Origin of the sequence: Bacillus sp. SH7-1 (assembly GCF_008042405.1) — a bacterium.
GTDB lineage: Bacteria > Bacillota > Bacilli > Bacillales > Bacillaceae_G > Bacillus_A > Bacillus_A thuringiensis_N.
This window is the reverse complement of sequence record NZ_QNUD01000026.1, coordinates 106668-131196: the sequence shown is the minus strand read 5'-3', so window position 1 is coordinate 131196 and position 24529 is coordinate 106668. Positions and strand designations below refer to the sequence as shown.

Below are 24529 nucleotides of genomic sequence, written 5' to 3'. Positions count from 1 at the left end.
AAACACCTTTTTTATTTATATTTAACATGTAATATTTTTAGATTCATTATGAGTTTCTTTCTTTAGTTTTTACCAATAATTTAACAGTTTCATATATAATTAAAGTATTCAAGATTGAATTTTCTGTTTTTGTTTTAGTGTTAACTTAATTTGAAAAGAGGAGAGATATATGCAAGGAGAAATACCAATAGAGAAAAATTTAAGTTATATCGGTAAATTGTTATTGCCAGTTAAAGCGTCACCACATTTTAAATTTTTATGGATTGGACAATTACTCTCAACTTTAGGTAGTTCGATAACGATGGTTATTTTACCAGTCGTTGTATATTCATTGACTGGATCAACAGTTGTAATGGGAATGACTATGGCAATGTACATGCTTCCTAATATTCTTGCGTTACCGTTTGCTGGATTAGTCGTAGATCGAATGGATCGGGTGAAAGTAATGTTATTTACAGATATAATTCGCTGCGTATTAATGCTATTACTTGCAACACTTATATTTATGGACGCATTAACAATTCCGCTTTTATATGTACTCGTAGCATTATATGGGCTTATGGAAGGGATATTTCAGCCAGCATATGCGGCTGTAAGGGCGAAAGTATTTGTACCGGAAATTCGAAATGCAGCTAATGCATTAACGCAAATGAGTAATCAAGGTATACGACTAATTGGACCGGCTCTTGGAGGATTGATTGTTTCAGTTGCATCTGCTGGAATAGGGTTTGGACTGGATGCAGTAACGTATTTGCTATCATTTTTCTGTTTATTATTTTTAAGAGAAATAAAGTTTAAAACAGTAATAATGATTGAAAAAAGAAAGATCGATTACAAACAAGAATTTATGGAAGGTGTTTTCGTTTTAAAAAATCATCCGTGGCTATGGATTACAATTTTAGTCTTTTCTTTCATAAATATTTGTTATGCAGGAATTATCGTTGTATTAATTCCATGGTTATTTAATGTTCATCATCATTTTGAAGCATACGTGTATGGATTAGGAATGGCATCTTCTGGTGTTGGAGCTGTAATTGCCGCGCTAATATTTGGCGGGAGAGAAAGGTGGCATAAGCGGGGATTACTTGCCTATGGTGGTGTTTTAATCAGTGGTTGTGCGCTTTTAATAATGCCATTCATTGCTTGGGCACCTGCTTTAATTGGATTAATGGCAATTGAAGGTTTCGGTATGATGATATTTGGACTCATTTGGGAAACAAGTTTACAAGAGCTTGTGCCAGAAGAAGCATTTGGAAGGGTGGCAAGCCTGGATATGTTAGGTTCATTTGCTTTATTGCCACTAGGTTATGTGGTTGTGGGATGGTTAGCTACTGTAATAGGTGGTGAGATAACGATTATAACACTAGCTATTTTAGTACTTGTAACGATTGGAATAGCGTTGGCTGTACCAAGTATTAGGCGGTTCGATTAATTATGTAAGTTAAAAGGGGGTATGGTATATGAATATAGAAAACCTACATGATTTACTAGTACATGAGTTGGGATGTAAATACATTTTGGGAGAAAAGGTATTTGAAGCAAAAAATTTCACAGTCTATATCGCTACCCATAGAGAAAATAGGCTAGCTTATAACCTACTCGTATTAATAAAGCATCTTTATAATGAAAAGCCCTCTGTACATATTTGGCATAAGAAAATTAGTATGGAAGCAACAGAACTGGAAATTACAAAAGAAGTGGCAGAAGCAATTCAATCTGGTTTTGTAAAAAAAGAGTAAGCCCTAATCAAATTAGAGCTTACTCTTCATTAAATACAAATGTTTGTTTCATTTTTTTACTTTCATTTACTGGATGGCCGTTGTAAGAGAAGTTCTTTTCTTCCCAAGTTATGACGACTTTGAAATTATGGCTATTAAAATCTAATGGGAATACGATGTAATCAAAGCTTGTATCACTTTTCGAAACGTTGTTATTTAAAGCGGTAGAATGAAAAGTAGCTTTAGAGGTAGGAGTGTTATCAAGTATTTCCACAGCTACGTTTGATACATCATTACCGATGTTTTTTACGAGTAAACTATATGTATCGTATACACCTTGTTTTGGCTGCACTGCTTGCTTGTTTGCGTTATGAAAATTATCAATTTTGATATACCACTGTTTAGACTTTGATGCAATTGGTAGTGATTGAAATGTGTATGCACTAGCTTGTATTGGTAGTGCTAAACAGATTAGTGCAAAGAGAGAAAATATTTTTCGTTTCATTTTTAGAGAGCTCCCATTCTGTAACAGATTTATTTATTATTATCTTCTCTTTATGTGAGTATATACCATATAATGTAAGGGGGTGTTTATGGCACTCATGAATGTAATTTACATTTTAAATGCAAAAATTTGTTTTAATATTCCGTTGAACACATCTTATATTATAGGTGCAGTATTATGGTGATATTAACTGCTGTATTCTTTATGAAAGCTGTGTAGAGATTTTTCTATACAGTTTTTTCTAATGATAAATTTTTCCAATAATATGTTAAAATAACATTGGCATACAACAAGGGGGATTTGTTTTATGGAAAATGGACATCTTGCTAAAATAGATTTAACGAAAAGAATAGAAGGAAAATCTAAGTATAATAAGAAACTTGAAAAATACCAGAGACGTTTATTAGCACTTCAGCAAATTGTAAAAGAGGAAAAAATTGCAGTTATGCTTGTTATGGAAGGCTGGGATGCGGCTGGAAAAGGTGGAGCGATTAAACGAGTGACAGAACATCTTGATCCGCGTGGGTTTCAAGTAAATCCAATTGGAGCACCAGCACCTCATGAGAAACGGTACCATTACTTGCAACGTTTCTGGCGGAAACTTCCTCAGTACGGGCAAATTACTATTTTTGATCGCTCATGGTACGGCCGTGTGTTAGTTGAGCGTGTTGAAGGTTTTGCTACAAAGGAAGAGTGGACGAGAGCGTATGATGAGATTAATGATTTTGAAAAACTATTAACAGATGATCATTATATAATCGGGAAGTTTTTCTATCATTTTAGTAAAGATGAACAATTAAAGAGGTTTAAAGATAGAGAGAAAAATCCTTTGAAAAGATGGAAAATTACAGACGAAGATTGGCGTAATCGTGACAAATGGGAAGAGTATGTAGAAGCAACGGAAGACATGTTTGAAAATACAAATAAGCCAAATGCGAAGTGGCATATTATCGAAAGTAACGATAAATTATATGCACGTTTGAAAACGTTGAAAGTCATTATTTCATTAATTGAGGATTACCTTGTAGAACATAATATAGAATTGCCTTCGTATTATTATGAGATGAAAGAGGGTAAGACAGAAGGCTTTGAAGCGAATCAAGATGTAGTTGTAAAATAGTACAAAGTTTGTATATGAAATATAAAGTAGAGTCACCTTGTAAATTGGGGAACCCCTCGGTAATGGGAAAAATATAAACCGTGGGGTTCTTTACATGTATAAATAAATTTCAGTATATTAAATTTGGGGGTTTTGCTGTTCTATAGTACATTAACAAGTGGGTTTAATTTTAAAGGGAGGATGAAGAATTGTTAGATAAGGCGGGGGCTTTAAAAAGTAATCGTATGTATACAGAAGAAGAACAACAAAAATTATATAAGCGAACGTTAATAATCGTAAGCATTTCACAAATGTTTGGCGGAGCAGGATTAGCTGCTGGCATTACGGTAGGTGCACTTCTTGCGCAGCAAATGCTTGGAACAGATGCATTTGCAGGATTACCGGCTGCTATGTTTACGATGGGATCTGCAATAGCGGCTTTTTTTGTCGGGAAGTTATCGCAAAAATATGGTCGCCGCATAGGGCTTGCAACAGGATTTACGGTAGGTGGGTTTGGAGCAATTGGTGTTATATTGGCAGCAATAACAAATAGTATTATTTTTTTACTAGTTTCTTTACTCATATACGGTGCAGGTACAGCTACGAATTTACAAGCTCGTTATGCAGGTACAGATCTAGCAGACAAGAAGCAAAGAGCAACTGCCATTAGTATTACGATGGTAATGACGACTTTTGGTGCAGTCGCAGGTCCAAATTTAGTAGGTGTAATGGGAAGGTTTGCTCATTCAATTGGAATTCCTGAACTTGCTGGCCCATTCATATTATCAGCGGCGGCGTTTATACTGGCGGGTCTTGTCCTTTTTGTTATGCTACGTCCAGATCCGTTACTTATTGCTAATATGATAGAAACATATAAACAAGAGCATACATATAAAGGGCAATCAATAACAGAAGAAGCGAAAGAAAATAAAAGAGGCATTACTGTTGGAGCTATCGTAATGATACTTACACAAATCGTGATGGTTGCAATTATGACGATGACGCCAGTTCATATGGGACACCATGGTCATGCTTTAAGTGCAGTAGGTCTTGTAATTGGTTTTCATGTAGGTGCAATGTATCTTCCATCTCTCGTTATAGGAATGTTAATTGATAAAATTGGCAGAACTACGATGAGTATAGCTGGTGGAGTAATCTTATTAGCAGCAGGTGTCATAGCTGCGATAGCGCCGAGTGACTCTTTAATACTATTAATCGTTGCATTGTCTTTACTTGGATTAGGGTGGAACCTCGGTTTAATAAGTGGTACTGCTCAAATTGTTGATGCAACTATACCTTCTACACGTGCAAAAACACAAGGGAAGATAGATGTGTTTATTGCGTTAGCTGGAGCTTCTGGTGGAGCGATGTCAGGAATGGTAGTAGCGAATTCGAGTTATGCGGCATTGTCATTAGCTGGAGGAGTGTTAGCTTTCATGCTGATTCCTGTTGTGATATGGTCTCAAAAAGGAGAAAGAAATTAAAGAAGAGGTTCTAGTTATTGACTAGAACCTCTTTTTCATGCATTTAACTTAAATCCCACTCCACAATAAGACCTAAATGTGTAAGACCACCACCAAATCCGTACAGTAAAAGTGTGTTTCCGTTATTTAATTTCCCTTCTTTTCTAGCTAAATCTAGAGCGAGTGGAATAGAGACAGAAGATGTATTCCCCATATATTCCACGCTCGTTAATGTTTTTTGTATTGGAATTTGAGATTTTTCACAAATAGATTCAATCATGCGTAAGTTAGCGCTATGAGGAATGAGCCAGTCTATATCATCTTTTTGCATATTTGCGGTATGTAATAGTTCTTTTATACCTGCTGGTACTGTGCGTGTTGCCCATTTATATACTTCTCCCCCATTTTGAACGATTTTTTCATTTGTTTGCAGTGGGGTGTCATTCATAGTAGTAGATAAGTTTGTTCTATATAGATGAATACCGCCGTGCCCATTTGTGCCCATATGATACGCGATAAAGCTTGGTTTGTTTTCATCTCTTTCTAATAAAATAGCTCCAGCACCATCGCCAAATAAAATGCAGGTCGTTCTATCGGTGTAATCAGTAACTTTTGATAATGTCTCTGTCGCTACGACAAGTACTTTTTTATGTGATCCAGAAGTAATCAAGCTATTACCGACGTGCAAGCCATATGTGAAACCAGCGCAAGTGGCATTTAAATCAAATGCCATTGTATGAGGTATGTTGAAGTATTGTTGTATTTGGCAAGCAACACTAGGGAAAACGTAATCAGCAGTAGTAGTAGCGACAATGATACAGTCGACATCTTCTAAGTTTTTCTTATATGTTGTACATAAATTTTCAATTGCTTTAATGGCTAAATTTGAGGAATATTCTTCTTCGCTAGCGATTCTTCTTTCCTTCATTCCTGTTCTTTGTACAATCCATTCATCATTCGTATCAATCATTTTCTCTAAATCGTTATTAGATAATATTTGACTTGGAACATAAGTGCCGATTGCAGTAATACGAGATTTAGAATTCATAGGAACAGCTCCTAACTTTATTTTATAACCTGATACTAATATCAGGTTATAAAAATGTCAATATAGATTTTTAGTGTATTGAACGACTTAGCTTACTATGAAGGAATTTAGCGAGTGTTGTAAAAATAATATACGAGAAGTTTCTAAAATTGATAATGAAGTGAGTTGAGCTTCTTGAAAAGAATTTTACGCATCTTGCCTGTTGTCATTATTTGTAGCTTTATTCTTATTATTTTTCCAGAGAAATCTCATGCTTGTGATTGTATTAACGTAACAGCAGAAGAGGCACTTCAAAAAAATGATGTAGTGTTTGAGGGAAAAGTAATTGAGGTTGGAAGGAAAGATGGGGTTGGAATTGAAGTGTTATTTGAAGTGAAGGGAATTTGGAAAGGGACAACATTTTCGCAAATTATTGTATATACAAATGGTGGTGATTGTGTATTTCACTTTGTAGAGGGAGGAGAGTACTTAGTATATTCTTCTCAAAGAGGATCAGAAAAACAATTATACACACATAGTTGCAGTGGAACGAAGAGATTAGATGAGGCAGAGATGGAGAGAAATACTTTAAGTCATATTGCTAAGGGTGTTGCTCCGACGAAGAAAGTGGATTTAAAAGGGGATATGGTGAGCGGTTTCAGTAGGTGGCAAGTTGCTATCATTTCTATAGGTCTGTTACTGATAGTAACTCTTGTGATTTTTATCGTGAGAAGGACTCGCAAAAAATGACGATTAAAGTAAATATATAAAGAATTTCTTTCTGTTTCTATAGGTGGTTTAATCTTGTGAAAGCGAATTACTTATGCTACACTTTATGTAACTTAAAATGAACGGAGGGGCTTCCTTTGATCTTAATCAGATTACGTCTCAATACTTTGTGCCAATAATTGAATAGCGCTCAAAGGCTCTGTCTGTGTGCAGAGTGAACGGGATTGGTCTGCCTATTTTAAAGGAACCCTTTATTAAGCTTATATGTGAAAAAGAGGGAGGGACGAATACGCCCTCTTTTTGTTTTGCCTTTATAAATAGAATGGGATCGTATAGGTGAACACTTATTGTGGATATGTATATGATCTTGGGACTTTTTGACTATGAGATAGGATGAAAGCACAGCTTTCTTCTATTTCTTTGGTGAACCCTTATCCGTTTACGAAAACACAGGCAGCGACCTGTGTTTTTTATTTTACGTAATCGAAATGGAGGAATAAATATATGGAAGAATTATTACAAAGAGCAGTTTTAGTTGGAGTAAATTTAGGTAATGAAGATGATTTTGCATATTCGATGGAAGAGCTAACGAATCTTGCAGAAGCTTGTGATGTAGAGGTAATTGGACAAGTGACGCAAAATTTACAACGAGTAAATCCATCCCATTATATTGGAAAAGGAAAGATTGAAGAAGTAGCAGCTTATGTAAATGAAGTAGATGCGAATATGGTCATTTTTAATGACGAATTATCTCCTTCCCAAATTCGAAATCTAGAAGCGGATTTAGATTGTAAAGTAATTGATCGTACCATATTAATTTTAGATATTTTTGCGCAACGTGCGAAAACGAAAGAAGCACAGCTGCAAGTAGAGGTAGCCCATCTTCAGTATATGATGCCTCGTTTAATTGGTCTTCGTGAATCGTTAGGAAGACAGAGCGGCGGTGTTGGTACGAAAAATAAAGGTGTCGGTGAGAAGAAATTAGAGTTAGATCGTCGTAAAATTGAAGAACAGATTTCAGTTTTAAATAAAGACCTAGAAGCACTTGTTGCCCAGCGTCAAACGCAGCGAAAGCAGCGTAAGAAAAATGAAGTTCCGGTTGTAGCTTTAGTAGGTTATACGAACGCAGGAAAATCAACGACGATGAATGCGATGCTTGAAATTTATAATGGTACAGAAGAAAAACAAGTATTTGAAAAAGATATGTTATTCGCGACGTTAGAAACATCTGTACGAAATATTGATTTGCCAGATAACAAATCATTTTTATTAACAGATACAGTTGGATTTGTAAGCAAATTACCGCATCACCTTGTGAAAGCGTTCCGTTCAACGTTAGAAGAGGTAGCGGAAGCGGACTTACTTATTCACGTTGTAGATTACGCAAATCCAAATTATGAACAGTTAATTGATATTACAAATGAAACGTTAAAGAAAATTGGAGTAGAAAATATTCCAACCATTTATGCTTATAACAAATCAGATATGGTAGATGTTGAAATTCCGAAAGTACAAGAAGAACGCGTTTATTTATCGGCGAAGAAACATATTGGAATAGAAGAGCTTGTCGAAATGATTCGCTCACACATCTATAAAGAGTATACGAAGTGTGAAATGTTAATTCCATATGATCAAGGACAGGTAGTTTCTTATTTCAATAATCATGCGCACGTTCTATCTACGAGTTATGAAAACGAAGGTACGAAACTAGAAGTAGAATGTAAGACGAGTGATTACGAAAAGTATAAGCGTTTTGCAATTTAATAAAAAAGGCGATCCTAATATGCTGTAGGATCGCCTCTTTCTTATTCTGTAATAGAGGCCCATTTATAAGAATAAATTCCTGCAAATGGACGAACAACAACATCTTTTACTGTTGGACGTTCTAAATATACAAGTCCTGATTGGAAGATTGGAGCGATAGCTGCATCATCTTCCAGTAATATTTTCTCTGCATCTTGGAACGCTTTCCAACGTGCTGATAAATCAGTTGCTAAAGTAGAGCTAGTTTTCTCAATTAATTCGTCGTATTTTTTGTTTGAATAACTCATCTTATTAAACGGTCCGTCAGTGACAAACATATTTAAGAATGTTGTAGGATCAGGATAATCCGGTCCCCATGTAGAAAGTGAGATATCATAGTCACCATTTCCTTCACGATCTAAAAATGCCTTTACTGGAAGGGGCTGTAATGTGATTTTTAATCCTGGTAAGTTTTTCTCCAGTTCACCTTTTAAAAACTCACTAATTTTCTTATCGTTAGATTCATCAGTTGTTATGATTGAAAGAGAAGCGTTTTGTAAATTTGTTTCTTTTTTCGCAGTTTCCCATAGTGTTTTAGCTTCTTTCACATTTGTTTCTACTTTTACATTACTCGTACTGCGAAAATCTTTATTATCAGGTCCTTTTACAAATCCTTTCGGAACGAATGCATTCGCAGGTATAGAACCATTATTTAAAATTGTTGTTGCGATTCCTTGTTTATCAAAAGCAAGCGAAATAGCTTTTCGAGCGTTTTTGTTTGCTAATAAAGGATTCTTTTGGCTAAATCGGAAAAATGTCATAGAAGGACGTTCCATTTTCTTTAAGCTAGGATCTTTTTGATATTTATCAACAAACTCTGAATTAATCGTAATTCGGTCTACTTGTTTGCTTTCAAATAAATTAACGGCTGTGGAGGTATCTTTTACGATATTTACATTAATTTCATTTAACTTCACATTTTTATTATCCCAGTAGTTCGGGTTTTTTGTCATTTTATAACTTGTATCATGTTTCCATTCACTTAATTGGAACGGCCCGTTATAAACCACATTTGCAGCTTCAAGTCCGTAATTTTTTCCTTGCGCTTCTACAAACTTTTGGTTTTGAGGATAAAATGTTGCAAATCCCATTAAACCTAAAAAGTATGGGACAGGGTGTTCTAACTGTACTTCTAACGTTTTATCGTCAATTGCTTTTACACCAAATGAGTCAATTGGTAATTCTTTTTTATTTATTTTTTCAGCGTTTTTAATATCGAACATAATATGTGCGTATTCAGAAGCAGTTTCTGGATTTACGGCACGTTTCCATGCATATTCAAAATCATGGGCAGTCACTGGATCACCATTTGACCATTTTGAATCGTGCAATGTAAACGTATATGTTTTTCCGTCTTCGCTCAGTTTGTATGATTCAGCTGCTGCAGGAACAGGTTTATTGTCAGGACCAGGCATATATAATCCTTCCATTACGTTGTTTAATGCAGCGTAAGAAAACCCATCGGTTGCGATAGACGAATCAAGTGTAGAAATTTCCCCAGCTTCTACAATATTTAATACTTGTTTTGAAGATTCCTTTTTCTTTTCCCCGGTAGTTGTTGCCGCTTGTTTTTGACCACATGCTGTTAAAAACATAGATAATGTGATTGAGAGTGCAACGATTCCTTTAGTTTTTTTCTTCATAGTTGTCATCCTTCCCTTCATCTCTGTCCTAGTATAAAAGAAAATATAGAAAATTTCTATAAATAAATCCGATAAAACGTATAGAAAAAATATATTATATAAGAAGTGATATTTCTGGAAAAAGAAATGAAACCAGTATAGAATAGAAATGTTTCAAAAGTCAGAATTTATTACACCTACTGTAATAAATATATATTTTGTACAGGAAGGAGAGATTCATATATGCAGGCAGTTTCGAAAAAAAATACAATGGAAACACCGACGATATATCGAATACTATTTGCGATTAGTTTCGGTCATTTTTTAAATGACTCGATGCAAGCAGTTGTGCCGGCGTTGTTTCCTATTTTGGAAAAAACGATGAATTTATCCTATATGCAAGTAGGATGGATTGCGTTTGCATTAAATATGACATCATCGATTATGCAACCGGTTTTTGGTATGTATTCGGATAAGAAGCCGTCACCATTTTTATTACCGCTCGGTATGTTTTCGAGTATGCTTGGGATGATTGGACTGGCGTTTGCACCGAATTTTATTATTGTTATTATTTCTGTTTTATTTATCGGATTAGGTTCCGCAGTCTTCCATCCAGAAGGTGCTCGTGTTGCTTATATGGCGGCAGGGGCAAAACGAGGTTTAGCACAAGCGATTTATCAAGTGGGAGGAAATACAGGGAATTCCCTAGCTCCTATTTTTACAGCGTTAATTTTCGTTCCACTCGGCCAAATTGGCTCTTTAGGTTTTACAGCTTTTGCAGCGGTAGGAATTGTATTATTAATTTTCGTATCAAATTGGTATAGGAATGAATTAGCTACTGGTGCTGTAAGAAGAAAGAAGAGGGCTGCGCTTGAGGCTGAAAATGCGATAGTAAGTACACATATTAAATTTGTTATTATACTTCTTGTTTTTCTTACTTTTGTACGTTCTTGGTACGGTGCTGGGATTGGGAATTTTTATCAATTTTACTTAATTGAGCATTACGGTTTATCTATAAAAAATGCCCAGTATTTCGTATTCGCATTTATGATTGCCGGTGTATTAGGAACTTTCTTTGGTGGACCGTTAGCAGATCGATTTGGAAAGAAAACAATTATTGTATTTTCAATGCTTGGTTCAGCCCCACTTGCACTTTTATTACCTCACGTTTCGCTTGTATGGGTCGTACCGCTATTTTTATGTATTGGTTTTATTAGTTCAAGTAGTTTTAGTGTAATTGTTGTTTATGCGCAAGAGCTTGTTCCTGGAAAAGTAGGGATGGTATCTGGATTAATTGTAGGGCTTGCGTTTGGGCTCGGCGCTTTAGGTTCTGTAGTCCTTGGGAAATTGGCTGACATATATAGTCTACAATTCATTATGTTACTATGTAGTTGTCTACCATTAATTGGACTTACTTCTTGGTTATTACCAAGTGATAAGAAAACGATAGAATAGGGGATGCACTATGAAATTATGTGAAAATGTTACAGAATTAATAGGAGATACACCTGTCGTCCGATTATCTAAATTTATTCCAGAAGATGCAGCAGATGTGTATGTGAAACTAGAAATGTTTAATCCGTCACGCAGTGTGAAAGACCGTGCTGCCTATAATTTATTGCACGTTGCAGAAGAGAATGGTCTTATCAAACCAGGAGATACAATTATTGAGCCAACAAGTGGTAATACAGGAATAGGTTTAGCGATGAATGCAGCTGCTAAAGGATATAAAGCAATTTTAATTATGCCAGACAATATGTCAAAAGAGCGTATAAATTTATTGAAAGCATACGGAGCAGAAGTAGTTTTAACACCAGCAGAACAAAGAATGCCAGGAGCAATTGCGAAGGCGTTAGAACTGCAAAAGCAAATACCAAATAGTTTTATTCCGCAACAATTTGAAAATCCAGCAAACCCAAATATTCATCGTTATACGACTGCACTTGAAATTTATGAACAAATGGATGGTGAGCTGGATGCATTTGTAGCAACAGCTGGAACGGGTGGGACGATTACAGGGACTGGGGAAACGTTAAAAGAGAAACTACCAAACTTATATATTGCAGTAGTAGAACCGAAAGGATCTCCCGTTTTATCAGGCGGTGTTCCAGGTCCTCATAAACTAGTAGGAACAAGTCCAGGGTTTATCCCGAAAAACTTAAATACAGAAGTGTATAACGAAATTATTCAAATTGCGGACGAAGAGGCTTTAATGACAATGAGAAAATTAGCTAGACAAGAGGGATTATTAGTTGGGCCGTCTTCTGGAGCTTCTGTTTACGCAGCGATAATGATTGCAAAACGCTTAGGTGCTGGTAAAAAAGTTTTATGTATTGCACCTGATACAGGTGAGCGTTATTTGAGTATGGGATTATTTGAATAAAAATGATAGAAACACCTTAATCGTGAAATTGTCACGATTAAGGTGTTTGTTTTAGGGTGTAAAGAGGGGGAGAATGACAATGGAACTATTAAAACCAATACATGAATATAGCGGGGAAATTATGGCGTATAGACAGGCATTTTTACACTCGGGAGAACAACCACACGGCAGTAGTTCTTTACAAAATTATGATGCTCTCGATGAATGGTTTGAAAAAGTGAGTAAACAAGAACTAGGAGAAAATTTATTGACTAATCGAGTACCATCTAGTCAGTTTTTAAGTTTTGAAAAAGGGGAACTTATAGGTTTTGTGAATATTAGACATCGATTAAACGAAGAATTATTGCGGGAAAGTGGTCATATTGGATATAGTGTTCATCCATATAAACGTCGCCAAGGTTACGCGACAAAACAATTGAAACTCGCATTAGATGAAGCACAAAAATTAGGATTGCAGAAAGTGTTAATAACTTGCGATAAAGCTAATATTGCTTCGGCTAAAACGATTCAAAAGGTTGGCGGTATGTTAGAAAATGAAGTAGTTTCTTCTCATACTGGGGAAATTGTTCAGCGTTATTGGGTAGAAATATGATTTAGTAGAAATTTGAAAAGGTAATATCGAAATAGATAAATGAAAAATTAAAGATGCATTGCAATTTTAGGGGGAAATGAAGTGGGATTAAAAGAGAAAGCAATAGAAATTTCGGAGATTTATAGGGGAAATCCGAAGGTAGAGGCTATTATTTTAGCAGGTTCAGTAGCTAGAAAGCTAGAAGATGAACATTCAGATATTGAGTTGCATATTTTATGGTCAGCACCACTAGAGGATGAGGATCGAAAAGGGCCTATAAACCATATTGGTGGAGCGATTTTGTCATATCATCCTTACGAGGACGAAGAATGGTCGGAAACATATTTGACGAAAGAAGGAATTAAATTAGAGATTAGTAACTTTCTAACAGAAACAGTAGAGAAAGTTATTTCGGATGTGGTGGATCAATATGATATAAGTTATGAAAAACAATGTATCGTATCATCCGTTCATGATGGTGTTAGTTTGTATGGAGAAGAGAAAGTGAATGAATTAAAAGATAGAGTGGTAGCATATCCAGAAAATCTAGCGAAACGGATGATTTCAGAAAATCTTTGGTTAAGCAATCGCTGGCATAATCGAGAGGCTCTTTTAAAACGAAAAGATTGGCTTATGCTATATGATGTTATTTGTGAAGTACAAAGAAATATATTTGGGGTCTTATTTGGTCTAAACCGAATGTATGTACATCACCCGGCATTTAAATGGATGCTGAATAATGTGGAGCGAATGAGTATTAAGCCTGAAAACTTATATGAGCGTATGGGGAATACATTAATAGGGAAACCGGAGTATAGTGTACAGGAGTTAGAAGTGTTAATCGAAGAGCTATTACATTTAGTAGAACAACATGCTCCAGAATTACAAATTGCGGAACAACAAAAACATATTCAATATGCGAAGTAGAAAAGAAGGGATGTAACTCGTTGTTACATCCCTTCTTTTTTATTTAATTAATTTACCTAGTACTGGTAACCGTTGAATCTTATCACCGAGAATATGTGAAGCAAGTCCACTCGTTAGAACGAATAAAAGGTAAACGATCCCTCCTGCAGCGCCACATATAACGACAATGAGAAGTGATTCGATATAAGATTGTCCAGGAATTAACCATGTTAAAATTGCTTTTAATGCCATCACAACAGCAGACATTGCTGCTGAGTAAATTGTAATAAGAAGTACTGTTTTTGCTGTTTCGCCAATTTTAAATTTCGCAAACTTAATGATGCAGTACAACATAATAACATTGGAAACGAGGTATCCAAGAATGGTTCCAATTACAGCACCGTGTCCGCCAAATAAATGTAAGAGCGGTGTATTTACTAAAACTTTAACGAGAATACCGACTGAGAAAGCAATCATCGTTTTTCTTTGATAATCGATTCCTTGTAAAATAGCTGCTGAAACTGTGAAAATCGCACTTAATATAGCAGAAGGTGCAAATGAAATTAAATATTGTGATCCACCAAGTGCAATTTCAGGATTCACATAAACCATACGGAATGCATCATAAGCGATACTAGCAAGACCGAATGCAGCTGGGATAGTGAAGAATAACAAGACTTGAAATATCTTTGCAATTTGTTCTTGTAATTCTTCTAGTTTCCCGCTTGTATAAGATTTCGTTATTGCCGGAATGATCGTTAATGAGAATCCAGTTGCAAGTGAAGCTGGAATCATAATTAACTTTTGGGCATAGTTCGTTATATAAGCGAACACTGCATTCGCTGTTTCTAACGGCTCTCCCATAGCCCTAAGGACATCAGCTACAGTGTATTGATCTACTAACGTATAGAGCGGAATTGCAATACCGACAAATACAATTGGGATTGCATATCGAAGTAATTCTATATAAATATTTTTTAATGGTATATTCGATGCTCTTGATTTTAATTCTCCTTCGGGAGGCTTTAATCTATTATATTTTTTCCAGTACAGCATTAAAATTGAAACGCTGGCAAGTGCTCCAATAACAGCGCCAAACGTAGCAACTGCAACAGAAGAGGCGACTGAACCTCCTAATAGTTTTGAGACGATAAAACTACCAACTAAAATGAAAACTACGCGTGCAATTTGTTCTAAGACTTGAGAAACAGCACTTGGTTTCATATGTTGAAATCCTTGGAAATAACCACGTGTAACACTCATAGCTGGTACGATAATAAGTGCGAAACTTAATGCTCGCATCGTAAGTGTTACATCAGCGATAAATTGCGAATCCGGTGTTTTCGAGCGAATAATAAATTGTGATATGTATGGTGCTCCAATAAATAAAGTTAAAAACCCTAAAAAGCCCATAAACAACATTAATTTTACGCTTGAGTTGTATAATTTTTTGCTTGTACTATAATCACCAAGCGCATTATGCTTTGCAACAAATTTAGAAACGGCAATAGGAATACCGGCAGTTGAGAAGCTTAATAAAATACCGTACCAAGAGTATGCATATCCATATAAAGCGACCCCTTGCGTCCCGACTAATAATTGAAAAGGGAAGAAGTATATAAAACCTAATATACGTGAAATCATTGTTGCACCACTTAATAAAGCAGTACCTTTTAAAACTTTTGAAGTAGACAAAATTCTTTCCTCCTACTCTTGCTGTCTTGCATTCACCGTATATTACTATAAACCCGTTAGCGAAGTTAATACAGTATAAACCATAAATGTTCTAATACTATTCATTTAAAAGTCATATTTCGAATTTTAAAAAGAAAGTAATACATAAAAATTCAAAATATAAGTTGACACTATTTTTAATGTATGATAAAAATGATAGTAATCAATTCGGAAAATAATATTTGGGCAATGAAAGGGTATAGTAGTGAATATCTCCCTATTTCAGAGAGCTGGTGGTTGGTGTGAATCAGTATATAGATTATTCATGAAGTTCGTCCTGGAGCATCTTTCATAAATCTTACATTGTGAGGAAATGAAAGACGGTAGTTTATACCGTTATCAAATAAAGTGGTGAAGATTGTTTCACAACTAGGGTGGTACCGCGATATTTATCGTCCCTACGTATTTACGTAGGGACGTTTTTTATTTAGGTCCTAACTTTGTTGTGGCTTCATAACTAGGGTGGTACCGCGATATTTTATCGTCCCTACGTATTTGCGTAGGGACGTTTTTTATTTAGGTCCTAACTTTGTTGTATCTTCATAACTAGGGTGGTACCGCGATATTTTTGTCGTCCCTACGTATTTGCGTAGGGGCGTTTTTTATTATTAGGGAGGACGTGAGTGTATTAGAAAAGAGTATTGATAGAACAATATAAATACCAGATTGTAAAACAGAAAAAGAGACAGAGAGGAGATTAATAAATGAATTCACAGCAATGGACTTCGAAATTAGGTTTCGTATTAGCTGCAGCGGGTTCTGCAATTGGACTAGGGGCGATTTGGAAATTCCCGTATATGGCTGGTATCGGAGGAGGCGGAGCGTTCTTCCTTATTTTCATCGGTTTCACATTATTAATTGGTTTACCGCTATTATTAGCTGAATTCGTTATCGGTAGAAGTACACAAAAAGAGGCCGTTGATGCGTATAGAGAAATCGCACCAAAAACATTATGGCCATGGTTAGGGAAACTAGGGATTGTAACTTGTTTCATATTACTTTCTTTCTACAGTGTTGTAGGAGGCTGGATTTTATTATATTTATGGAATGCAATTACAGGTAGACTATGGGAAGGAAATGGAGCATACGAAGCTACGTTTGGTGAAATCATTTCCAATCCGTATTTAGCAGTTGAATCACAGCTATTATTCATCCTTATTACTATTTTTATCGTAAGTAAAGGTGTACAAAATGGTGTTGAAAAAGTAAATAAATATTTCATGCCAGCACTATTCGTTTTATTCTTTGTATTAATCGTTCGTGCACTTACATTAGACGGTGCTGGAGAAGGAGTTCGTTTCTTCTTACAACCTGATTTCTCACATGTAACATCAGAAATCATTTTATATGCAATGGGACAATCGTTCTTCTCGCTATCTGTCGGTGTAGCCGTTATGGTAACGTATAGCTCATATTTACCGAAAGAGGAAAGTTTACCGCGTTCAGCATTTTCTATCGTAGCTTTAACATTAGTAATTACATTACTTGCAGGGCTAGCAATTTTCCCAGTTGTATTCGCATTTGGGATGGAACCATCTCAAGGACCGGGGCTATTATTTATCGTATTGCCAGCTATTTTCAGTAAAATGGCATTCGGAAAATTATTCTTCATCGTTTTCTTATTACTATTCTTCTTTGCGACTATTACATCAGCAATTTCGATGTTAGAAATTAGCGTTGCATCTTTAACTGCAAAAGGTAAAGGGAAACGTGAAAAAATGGCTTTAATCGTAGGATTATTAATCTTCGTTGTTGGAGTACCATCAGCATTGTCATTTGGTATATTAAGTGATCTGAAGATTTTCGGAAAGACAGTCTTTGATTTAGCGGATTATGCAGTTAGTAACGTACTAATGCCACTTGGTGTTTTATTAGTTTCCATCTTTGTTCCTTTAAAAATGAAGAAAGATGTATTAATGAAAGAACTTGGTGTAAGTAAAAATAAGGGCTATAAATTATTCGTATTATGGTTATTCTTACTTCGCTTTATCGCACCAATTGCGATTATTATCGTATTCTTAAATGTACTTGGCATTATTTAAAAAGAAAGGTAGCGTATCATTTTATGATACGCTACCTTTTTATTTTGCTCTTTTTTGTAGTTCATTTACTGTTACGAACTGATAGCCCTTCTTAGATAATGAGTCTAAAATACCTTCAATGGTCTGTAAATTTTCATTAGAATCATCATACATAGAGTGCAGTAAAATGATAGAACCTGGTTTTACATTTTTATTAACATATTCAATTTTATCGGCCGCAGATTTATAAAAAGTATCGGGTTCAAGATCCCATGTGATTGTTTCAATATTGTTTTTATTTAAATAATAGGGCAGACCAATTAGCTTTTTACCGTTAGGTGGTCTAAAATCAATTGCGCTTGTAAATCCTGTCTGGCGAATTAATGTATTCGTTTTTTCTATTTCTTCTTTAATAAAAGAAGGTGTTTTGAAAACCATTCTGTTATGAGAATATGTATGGTTTCCGATTTGGTGTCCAGATTGTACGATGTCTTCTCCTAACGATAGATTTTTCTCTAATTCATTTCCGATTAAAAAGAAAGTAGCTTTTGCATTGTATGTATCTAGTAGCGGTAATATTTGTTTTACATTGTTAGTAGGACCATCATCAAAAGTTAAAGCAATCACTTTTTCATTTGTTTCTACTCGGTTTGTTAAATCTCCAAACAATTGAAAACTTCTTGCGTTCATCAATTTGTATGTTCCAAATAATGCTACAGTAATAATGAATATTGTAACGATTGTAATGATTATTTTCTTCTTCATAACGCAACCTCACTATAGTTTTTGATTAGACTAAAAAGTATTATATCAAACTAAGTAATTTCATGCTTTAAAAAAGGATGTGGATGCAAGGGAAAAGAATTTATCATATAATAAAATGAAAAGGTATATTAGGAGGTGTTTACATGGCGATTATAATTCAATTGCCGGACACTGCAGCGTCTCATGCAAAGCCAAGTATGGAAATGGCGATACTTTGCGTGAGGTAGACAAGTAATATACAATCGCCTAAATGAGCTCGTATCATTTTTTATATTTGGCTTTGCACCTTATTGAAATGAACCATAAAAAATAAGGGGCGAGCAGAAATGAAATACGTAAAAGCTGCGACGGTTTTACCAGAAAGTTTAATTACTGAAATTCAAAAGTATATACAAGGTGAAACAATTTACATTCCAAAACAAGAAACAAAACGTTATAAATGGGGTACACGATCTGGAGGAAGAAAACAGTTAGATGAAAGAAATAAAGCGATTAAAGAAGCGTTTAAAAGTGGGATTTCCGTTCATCAACTTGCAGAGGAGTATTTTCTTTCCGGAGAAACGATTAAAAAGATAGTGTATTCTAAATGAAGATAAAAGAGTCTAGTTCAAATATTATTTTGAACTAGACTCTTTTTGTTTTGTATGTATCGGATATATTGTGTATGAATGGACAAGATAATAGAAAAAATGTGCCGTTTTTTTACTAGAATATAGAGCATTTGAGTGAAAAGCAGAAAGGTGAGCGTATATGAATCATTTAGGACAAATAACGATAGAACTATTTTTTGGTTTTTTTGTGCTATTGATTGCTACTAAAATATTAGGGAAGACACAAATATCTCAGTTAACGCCATTTGATTTTATTTCTGCCATTGTTCTCGGAGAATTAGTTGGAAATACTATATATGATCCGGAAATAAAAGTATGGTCTATTTTATATGCAGTACTTGTATGGGTAGTGTTAATCTATTCAATAGAAGTGATAACACAAAAATTTAGAGGGACGAGAAGTTTTTTTGAAGGCTCCCCTTCAATCATTATCCGTAATGGATATATTGATCGGGAACAATTAAGTTCAAATCATTTGGATATTAATCAACTACAACAAATGCTTAGACAACAAAAAGACATATTTTCAATCAGAGAAGTTGAATATATGATTTTGGAACCTAATGGGAACATAAGCGTTCTAAAGAAAAGTAAATACGACTCACCCACTATAAATGATTTAAGTTTAAAGCATAAGCCTGTATATTTACCAATTTCATTAATTAGTGATGGAAAAGTAGTGAAAGATAATTTGAGAGAAGCTGGCTTTGATGAAGGATGGCTGTATAAACAAATAAAGCAAAAAGGGATTACTAAATTTGAAGATGTATTATATGCAGAATGGAAAACAGACGATGGTTTCTTTTGTCAGGAAATGTAGCGGTAGAGAATAAGCGATGTATGTAATGTTTGTTTCTAAGTTATCTTTTACATATCAAAAAACGTAATCATTGTATACAATAAAACTAGATCAACAATTTGTATGGAGTGATAAAGATGGAAGCTTTTATTAGAAGTGATCAATACAATTTTATAAAATCACAAGCTTATATTTTAGCGAATGGGCATGCAACGGCAAATGATAGAGGTGTAATTCAAGCGTTAAAATCACTTGCGATTGAAAAGATAATACATGTATTTGAGAATTTAACGGATGAGCAGAAAGAGTTAATTGATACGGTATTAACAGTTCAAAATAGAGAAGATGCAGAATCGTTTTTACTAAAAATAAATCCGTATGTCATTCCGTTTCAGGAAGTCACAGCGCAAACATTAAAAAAATTATTTCCTAAAGCGAAAAAATTAAAACTTCCTGATATGGAAGAACTGAACATGAAAGAATTATCTTATTTAAGCTGGATTGATAAAGGGTCAAGCAGGAAATTTATTATAGCGAAAAATGATAAAAATAAGTTTGTTGGTCTGCAAGGTACGTTCCAAAGTTTAAATAAAAAAAGCATTTGTTCATTATGTCATGGGCATGAAGAAGTAGGAATGTTTTTAGTTGAAATTAAAGGTGATGTACAAGGAACTTTCGTTAAAAAGGGAAACTATATTTGCAAAGATGGTGTAGCTTGTAATCAGAATATGAAATCACTTGATAAATTGAACGATTTTATTGAACGATTGAAGAAATAAAGAAAAAACCTCTAGTATTTAAACTGGAGGTTTTTATTTTTGGAAGAAGTAATAATAGGCTTCTTTTATAGTTGTAAATTTATAAAAAAATCGGGTCATTTATAATAAAATTAGATAAAAATATTTATTTTGATATGGTTGCTTATATACAAGGAGGTAAAACATGAATTACGAAGAGATATTAAAAGTGAAACGGTGGCCTAAAGGTACGATAGCGGCAGGTCGTGGTCATACCGTTGCTCTTAAATCGGATGGCACAGTTGTGGCAGTGGGGCGAAATAAAGAAGGAGAATGCAATGTAAGCAGTTGTTGTGATATTGAAGCCGTCGCAGCGGGCAATGTTCATATGGCGACGAACACAGGTAATGCTCATACAATCGCTCTTAAAAGTAATAATACTGTGGAAGCGGTGGGATGGAATAAGCATGGTCAATGCGATGTGAACGACTGGAATAATATTGTAGCGGTAGCGGCAGGGTGGCGTCGTACCATTGGCCTTAAACTGGATGGAACGGTAATGGCAGTAGGGCGAAATAAAGAAGGAGAATGTAATGTAAGCAGCTGGCGAAATATTGTGGCTACGGCGGCGGGTGACTGGCATACAGTCGGTCTTAAAGTGGGCGGCACAGTGATGGGGGTGGGGAATAATCGATATGGACAATGCGATGTGAGCAGCTGGCGAGATATTGTAGCGGTAGCGGCTGGGTATCTTCATACTGTTGGTCTTAAAGTGGACGGCACAGTGACTGCAGTGGGGAATGATAAACATAACCAATGCGATGTAAGTGGATGGCGAGGTATTGTAGCGATAGCAGCTGGTACGAATCATACAATCGGACTTAAATCAGACGGTACCGTGGTGGCAGTGGGCTGGAATGAGTATGGTCAATGTAATGTAAGTGATTGGCGAGATATTGTAGCGATAGCGGCTGGTTGCGCGCATACGGTCGGACTTAAATCAGACGGCACGGTGGTCGCGGTAGGGAATAATGAATTTGGCCAATGCGATGTAGGTAGCTGGAACAACATTCGATTGCCTGGTAAATAGTCAATTTACAATAAATTATTAGTAATATTAAACTATTTTAGGAGTAATTATGGAATAGGATATGTAGAAAATAATTAAACTTAAATTTGCTGAATAAGAATCTTTTTTGAAAAGGGATTCTTATTATTTTTCGTAAAATGAGGGTCTAAATGGAATTTTTGAACAAACCTTATTTCAAAGTTACAGTAGAAGATATAAATAAAGTATAGGAGAGATAAAGGAATGTTAAAAAGGTTTTTACTTTCTTTACCGTATGTTTTACTTATATGTATCGTTCTCTACATAACGTACACAAATTCTTTTAGTTTTGGACAGATGTTATTAATTTCAATTGCAATTGGAATCATTGGTGGTCTTATTATAAGAATATGTAAGGATTTATTTACTTTTATCCAGTGGACAATTAAACAAAAGAAGTCTTGACTATGTTTAATTGTTACTAGGAGGGGATGGAATGAATCAGAAAAAGAGTAGGGTGAAAAATGAGATAGTACTTTGGACATTAACAGCTGTTGTTTTTATCATTGTATGGTACTTTTTTCAAAGATAAAAACGCATCGCACTTTGAAAAGAGAGTACGATGCATTTTTATTATTTTTTTTGCCAATTTTCTTTTATAAAGTCTGCACGGCCAGATTCTTTTTGCTCAGTAGCATATTTCTCTGGGTTCTTTTTATAGAAATGTTGATGGTATTCTTCGGCTTCAAAAAAAGGTGCAGCCGGGCGAATTTCAGTTACGATTGGATCTTTAAACATTCCGCTTTCAGTAAGAGCTTGTTTTGATTTTTCAGCAAGCTCTTTTTGCGTTTCGTTATGATAAAAAATAGCGGTGCGATAAGATGGACCACGATCAAAGAATTGTCCGCCATCATCAGTTGGATCGATTTGTGGCCAATATAAATTTAGTAATTTTTCATATGGAAAAATAGAAGGATCGAATGTAATTTGTACAACTTCTAAATGACCAGATGTACCAGCTTTTACTTGTTCATATGTTGGGTTTTCTACATGACCACCTGCATAGCCAGAAAGCACTTTATGAATACCAGGAAGTTCATCAAATGGCTTTACCATGCACCAAAAGCAACCGCCTGCGAAGGTTGCGAGTTCGTATGTTTTTTCGGACATTGTTGTAATCCTCCTAAATATATATGTTTTATATAGTATTATACAAAAAGTTTTATTGCGCAATAAAAAAGATTCGAAAATATATGTATTATTAAAAATATTTTCTGGAAACATGTTGACAATGAAAAGAACAACGTCCTATAATACGTTTAACAAATAAAAGTGAATTAAGAATTTTCTAACTTTATATGTTGCATATGCAAAGAAGAGGAAAGTAGATGGTTATGATCGTTTCAGAGAGCTGCTCCTAGGCTGTGAGAGTAGTAACAATCGAATCATTGAAGATCACCTCGGAGCATCGCTTGCGAAAGGGAAACTGAGTAGAGGGCGACGGCATCGTCTCCGGTAAAAGGACGGGGGTCTAATTGGACCTACAAAGCTTATATTTCGCGAGAAGTATAAGGAAGCTGAGTGGTACCGCGAAACTCTCGCCTCAGCAATCAAAGCTACTAAATTGTAGTAGTTGATTGCTGAGGCGAGAGTTTTTATTTTAAAAAATAGAATACGATAATGCGTAGAAGAGGAGAGTAAATGAAGAAAATTGTTTCAGAGAGCTGCCCAGAAGCTGTGAGGGTGGTAACAATTTCATCATTGAAAATCACCTCGGAGTACTACTTTTGAAAACTAGTAAAAAGTAGCGGAGTTGTTTTCGATAGAAAAACAAAAGTCTAATTGGACTTGCAGAGCTTATATTTCGTGAGAAGTGTAAGGAAGCTGAGTGGTACCACGATTCCCTCGTCTCAGCAATGGATTGCTACAAGTATGTATTATGTAATCGATTGTTGAGACGAGTATATTTTTAAGATTTATATACTGAATATTCTGTTAAAAATACTCATCTCAGCAATCGATATAGAAATGGATTGCAAAAATAGAGAGAAAAAGAGGAGCGATGTGAGATGGGAAACCAGTACATTTATATGAATGGGGAATTTGTAGAAAAAGAAAAGGCAGTTGTTTCAGTATATGATCACGGTTTTTTATACGGAGACGGTGTATTTGAAGGAATTCGTAGTTACGGTGGAAATGTATTTTGTTTAAAAGAACATGTAAAACGATTATATGAATCGGCAAAATCTATTTTACTTACAATCCCACTGACGGTTGAAGAAATGGAAGAAGCGGTTTTACAGACACTTCAAAAAAATGAGTATGCAGATGCCTACATTCGCTTAATTGTTTCAAGAGGAAAAGGGGACTTAGGACTTGATCCGAGAAGTTGTGTGAAACCGAGCGTTATTATCATTGCAGAACAATTAAAATTATTCCCACAGGAATTTTATGATAATGGACTAAGTGTTGTATCTGTTGCATCAAGACGTAATACGCCAGATGCATTGGATCCACGTATTAAGTCAATGAATTACTTAAATAACGTACTTGTAAAAATTGAAGCAGCACAAGCAGGAGTGCTAGAGGCCCTTATGTTAAATCAGCAAGGATATGTTTGTGAAGGATCTGGAGATAATGTTTTCGTTGTGAAAGATGAAAAAGTGTTAACACCTCCTTCTTACTTAGGGGCGCTAGAAGGGATTACGAGAAATAGTGTTATCGAGCTATGTGAACGACTTAATATTCCATGTGAGGAAAGGCCATTTACTCGCCATGACGTATATGTAGCAGATGAAGTGTTTTTAACAGGAACGGCAGCAGAATTAATTCCAGTTGTAAAAGTTGATTCAAGAGAAATTGGAGATGGAAAACCAGGAAGTGTAACGAAACAATTGACAGAGGAATTTAAAAAGTTAACGAGAGAAAGAGGCGTACGTGTTCCAGGAATGGCGGAGAGCTTACTGTAGATAGGGAGAGGAGTTAATT

At 35.2% G+C, this 24529-nt stretch carries 23 protein-coding genes, 1 pseudogene and 3 other annotated features; of the genes and pseudogenes, 18 read left to right on the top strand and 6 right to left on the bottom strand.

The features are described from left to right. Positions 1-169 precede the first annotated feature (169 nt). Complete coding sequence (locus tag DN390_RS20770) at positions 170-1432, top strand: MFS transporter (RefSeq protein WP_147808307.1); 1263 nt, start codon at positions 170-172, stop codon at positions 1430-1432. A 28-nt stretch (positions 1433-1460) separates the two neighbouring features. Then, on the top strand, positions 1461-1739 hold the full coding sequence (locus DN390_RS20765) for a hypothetical protein (RefSeq protein ID WP_147808306.1): 279 nt from the start codon (positions 1461-1463) through the stop codon (positions 1737-1739). A gap of 19 nt (positions 1740-1758) precedes the next feature. Here the strand turns inward: DN390_RS20765 and DN390_RS20760 are convergent, their stop codons facing one another. Continuing rightward, the gene (locus DN390_RS20760) at positions 1759-2223 is read right to left on the bottom strand and encodes a hypothetical protein (protein ID WP_087955579.1); all 465 of its coding nucleotides are present in this window, start codon (positions 2221-2223) and stop codon (positions 1759-1761) included. 82 nt (positions 2224-2305) lie between these two features. On the opposite strand from DN390_RS20760, the pseudogene DN390_RS31255 reads away from it, so the two are divergent. From DN390_RS31255 to DN390_RS20750, 3 genes and pseudogenes are all read left to right on the top strand, one after another. Continuing rightward, positions 2306-2442: pseudogene (locus DN390_RS31255) on the top strand (carbon starvation CstA family protein); the annotation flags it as partial. A gap of 88 nt (positions 2443-2530) precedes the next feature. Further along, on the top strand, positions 2531-3343 hold the full coding sequence (locus DN390_RS20755; RefSeq protein ID WP_147808305.1) for a polyphosphate kinase 2 family protein: 813 nt from the start codon (positions 2531-2533) through the stop codon (positions 3341-3343). 188 nt (positions 3344-3531) lie between these two features. Further along, positions 3532-4806, top strand: coding sequence for an MFS transporter (locus DN390_RS20750; RefSeq protein ID WP_147808304.1), 1275 nt, complete (start codon positions 3532-3534; stop codon positions 4804-4806). A gap of 43 nt (positions 4807-4849) precedes the next feature. On the opposite strand, the gene DN390_RS20745 is transcribed toward DN390_RS20750, so the two are convergent. Further along, positions 4850-5833 (bottom strand): ketoacyl-ACP synthase III, encoded by a 984-nt coding sequence (locus DN390_RS20745; RefSeq protein ID WP_147808303.1) that lies wholly within the window; start codon positions 5831-5833, stop codon positions 4850-4852. A gap of 174 nt (positions 5834-6007) precedes the next feature. Between DN390_RS20745 and DN390_RS20740 the strand changes: the two genes are divergently transcribed. Continuing rightward, positions 6008-6562: a cobalamin biosynthesis protein CbiN gene (locus tag DN390_RS20740; RefSeq protein WP_147808302.1), complete on the top strand. Its 555-nt coding sequence runs from the start codon at positions 6008-6010 to the stop codon at positions 6560-6562. 483 nt (positions 6563-7045) lie between these two features. Next, positions 7046-8305, top strand: a complete 1260-nt coding sequence (gene hflX / locus DN390_RS20735; protein ID WP_000391884.1) for a GTPase HflX — start codon at positions 7046-7048, stop codon at positions 8303-8305. Between the two features lie 41 nt (positions 8306-8346). On the opposite strand, the gene DN390_RS20730 is transcribed toward hflX, so the two are convergent. Further along, on the bottom strand, positions 8347-9987 hold the full coding sequence (locus DN390_RS20730) for a peptide ABC transporter substrate-binding protein (protein ID WP_147808301.1): 1641 nt from the start codon (positions 9985-9987) through the stop codon (positions 8347-8349). Between the two features lie 222 nt (positions 9988-10209). On the opposite strand from DN390_RS20730, the gene DN390_RS20725 reads away from it, so the two are divergent. The 4 genes from DN390_RS20725 (at position 10210) to DN390_RS20710 (ending at position 13847) form a co-directional block, all read left to right on the top strand. Next, positions 10210-11421 carry an MFS transporter gene (locus tag DN390_RS20725; protein WP_001149401.1) on the top strand — a complete coding sequence of 404 codons (1212 nt, stop codon included), beginning with the start codon at positions 10210-10212 and terminating at the stop codon, positions 11419-11421. Between the two features lie 10 nt (positions 11422-11431). Then, positions 11432-12349, top strand: coding sequence for a cysteine synthase A (gene cysK / locus DN390_RS20720; RefSeq protein ID WP_147808300.1), 918 nt, complete (start codon positions 11432-11434; stop codon positions 12347-12349). 79 nt (positions 12350-12428) lie between these two features. Further along, positions 12429-12941: a GNAT family N-acetyltransferase gene (locus tag DN390_RS20715; protein ID WP_147808299.1), complete on the top strand. Its 513-nt coding sequence runs from the start codon at positions 12429-12431 to the stop codon at positions 12939-12941. 81 nt (positions 12942-13022) lie between these two features. Next, entirely contained in the window at positions 13023-13847 is an 825-nt protein-coding gene (locus DN390_RS20710) for a DUF4037 domain-containing protein (protein ID WP_147808298.1), read from the top strand. Positions 13848-13886: 39 nt separating this feature from the next. Here the strand turns inward: DN390_RS20710 and DN390_RS20705 are convergent, their stop codons facing one another. Then, on the bottom strand, positions 13887-15521 hold the full coding sequence (locus DN390_RS20705; protein ID WP_147808297.1) for a putative polysaccharide biosynthesis protein: 1635 nt from the start codon (positions 15519-15521) through the stop codon (positions 13887-13889). Positions 15522-15740: 219 nt separating this feature from the next. Continuing rightward, positions 15741-15963: a binding site (T-box leader), on the top strand. Positions 15964-16264: 301 nt separating this feature from the next. Between DN390_RS20705 and DN390_RS20700 the strand changes: the two genes are divergently transcribed. Next, a complete protein-coding gene (locus DN390_RS20700) occupies positions 16265-17602 on the top strand; it encodes a sodium-dependent transporter (protein ID WP_147808296.1) in 1338 nt (445 codons plus the stop codon). 39 nt (positions 17603-17641) lie between these two features. On the opposite strand, the gene DN390_RS20695 is transcribed toward DN390_RS20700, so the two are convergent. Further along, on the bottom strand, positions 17642-18346 hold the full coding sequence (locus tag DN390_RS20695; protein WP_147808295.1) for a polysaccharide deacetylase family protein: 705 nt from the start codon (positions 18344-18346) through the stop codon (positions 17642-17644). A gap of 326 nt (positions 18347-18672) precedes the next feature. On the opposite strand from DN390_RS20695, the gene DN390_RS20690 reads away from it, so the two are divergent. The 5 genes from DN390_RS20690 (at position 18673) to DN390_RS20670 (ending at position 22006) form a co-directional block, all read left to right on the top strand. Continuing rightward, positions 18673-18936: a CD3324 family protein gene (locus tag DN390_RS20690; protein WP_087952976.1), complete on the top strand. Its 264-nt coding sequence runs from the start codon at positions 18673-18675 to the stop codon at positions 18934-18936. Between the two features lie 160 nt (positions 18937-19096). Next, on the top strand, positions 19097-19777 hold the full coding sequence (locus tag DN390_RS20685) for a DUF421 domain-containing protein (RefSeq protein ID WP_147808294.1): 681 nt from the start codon (positions 19097-19099) through the stop codon (positions 19775-19777). A gap of 116 nt (positions 19778-19893) precedes the next feature. Further along, the gene (locus DN390_RS20680) at positions 19894-20535 is read left to right on the top strand and encodes a FusB/FusC family EF-G-binding protein (protein ID WP_087980155.1); all 642 of its coding nucleotides are present in this window, start codon (positions 19894-19896) and stop codon (positions 20533-20535) included. Between the two features lie 163 nt (positions 20536-20698). Next, on the top strand, positions 20699-21583 hold the full coding sequence (locus tag DN390_RS20675) for an RCC1 domain-containing protein (protein ID WP_147808293.1): 885 nt from the start codon (positions 20699-20701) through the stop codon (positions 21581-21583). Between the two features lie 222 nt (positions 21584-21805). Then, on the top strand, positions 21806-22006 hold the full coding sequence (locus DN390_RS20670; protein ID WP_097951476.1) for a hypothetical protein: 201 nt from the start codon (positions 21806-21808) through the stop codon (positions 22004-22006). 168 nt (positions 22007-22174) lie between these two features. Here the strand turns inward: DN390_RS20670 and msrA are convergent, their stop codons facing one another. Then, positions 22175-22711 carry a peptide-methionine (S)-S-oxide reductase MsrA gene (gene msrA / locus DN390_RS20665; RefSeq protein WP_097879500.1) on the bottom strand — a complete coding sequence of 179 codons (537 nt, stop codon included), beginning with the start codon at positions 22709-22711 and terminating at the stop codon, positions 22175-22177. Positions 22712-22904: 193 nt separating this feature from the next. Then, positions 22905-23150: a binding site (T-box leader), on the top strand. A gap of 67 nt (positions 23151-23217) precedes the next feature. Continuing rightward, positions 23218-23457, top strand: a binding site (T-box leader). Between the two features lie 153 nt (positions 23458-23610). Between msrA and ilvE the strand changes: the two genes are divergently transcribed. Then, complete coding sequence (ilvE, locus tag DN390_RS20660; RefSeq protein WP_147808292.1) at positions 23611-24510, top strand: branched-chain-amino-acid transaminase; 900 nt, start codon at positions 23611-23613, stop codon at positions 24508-24510. Positions 24511-24529: the final 19 nt, after the last annotated feature.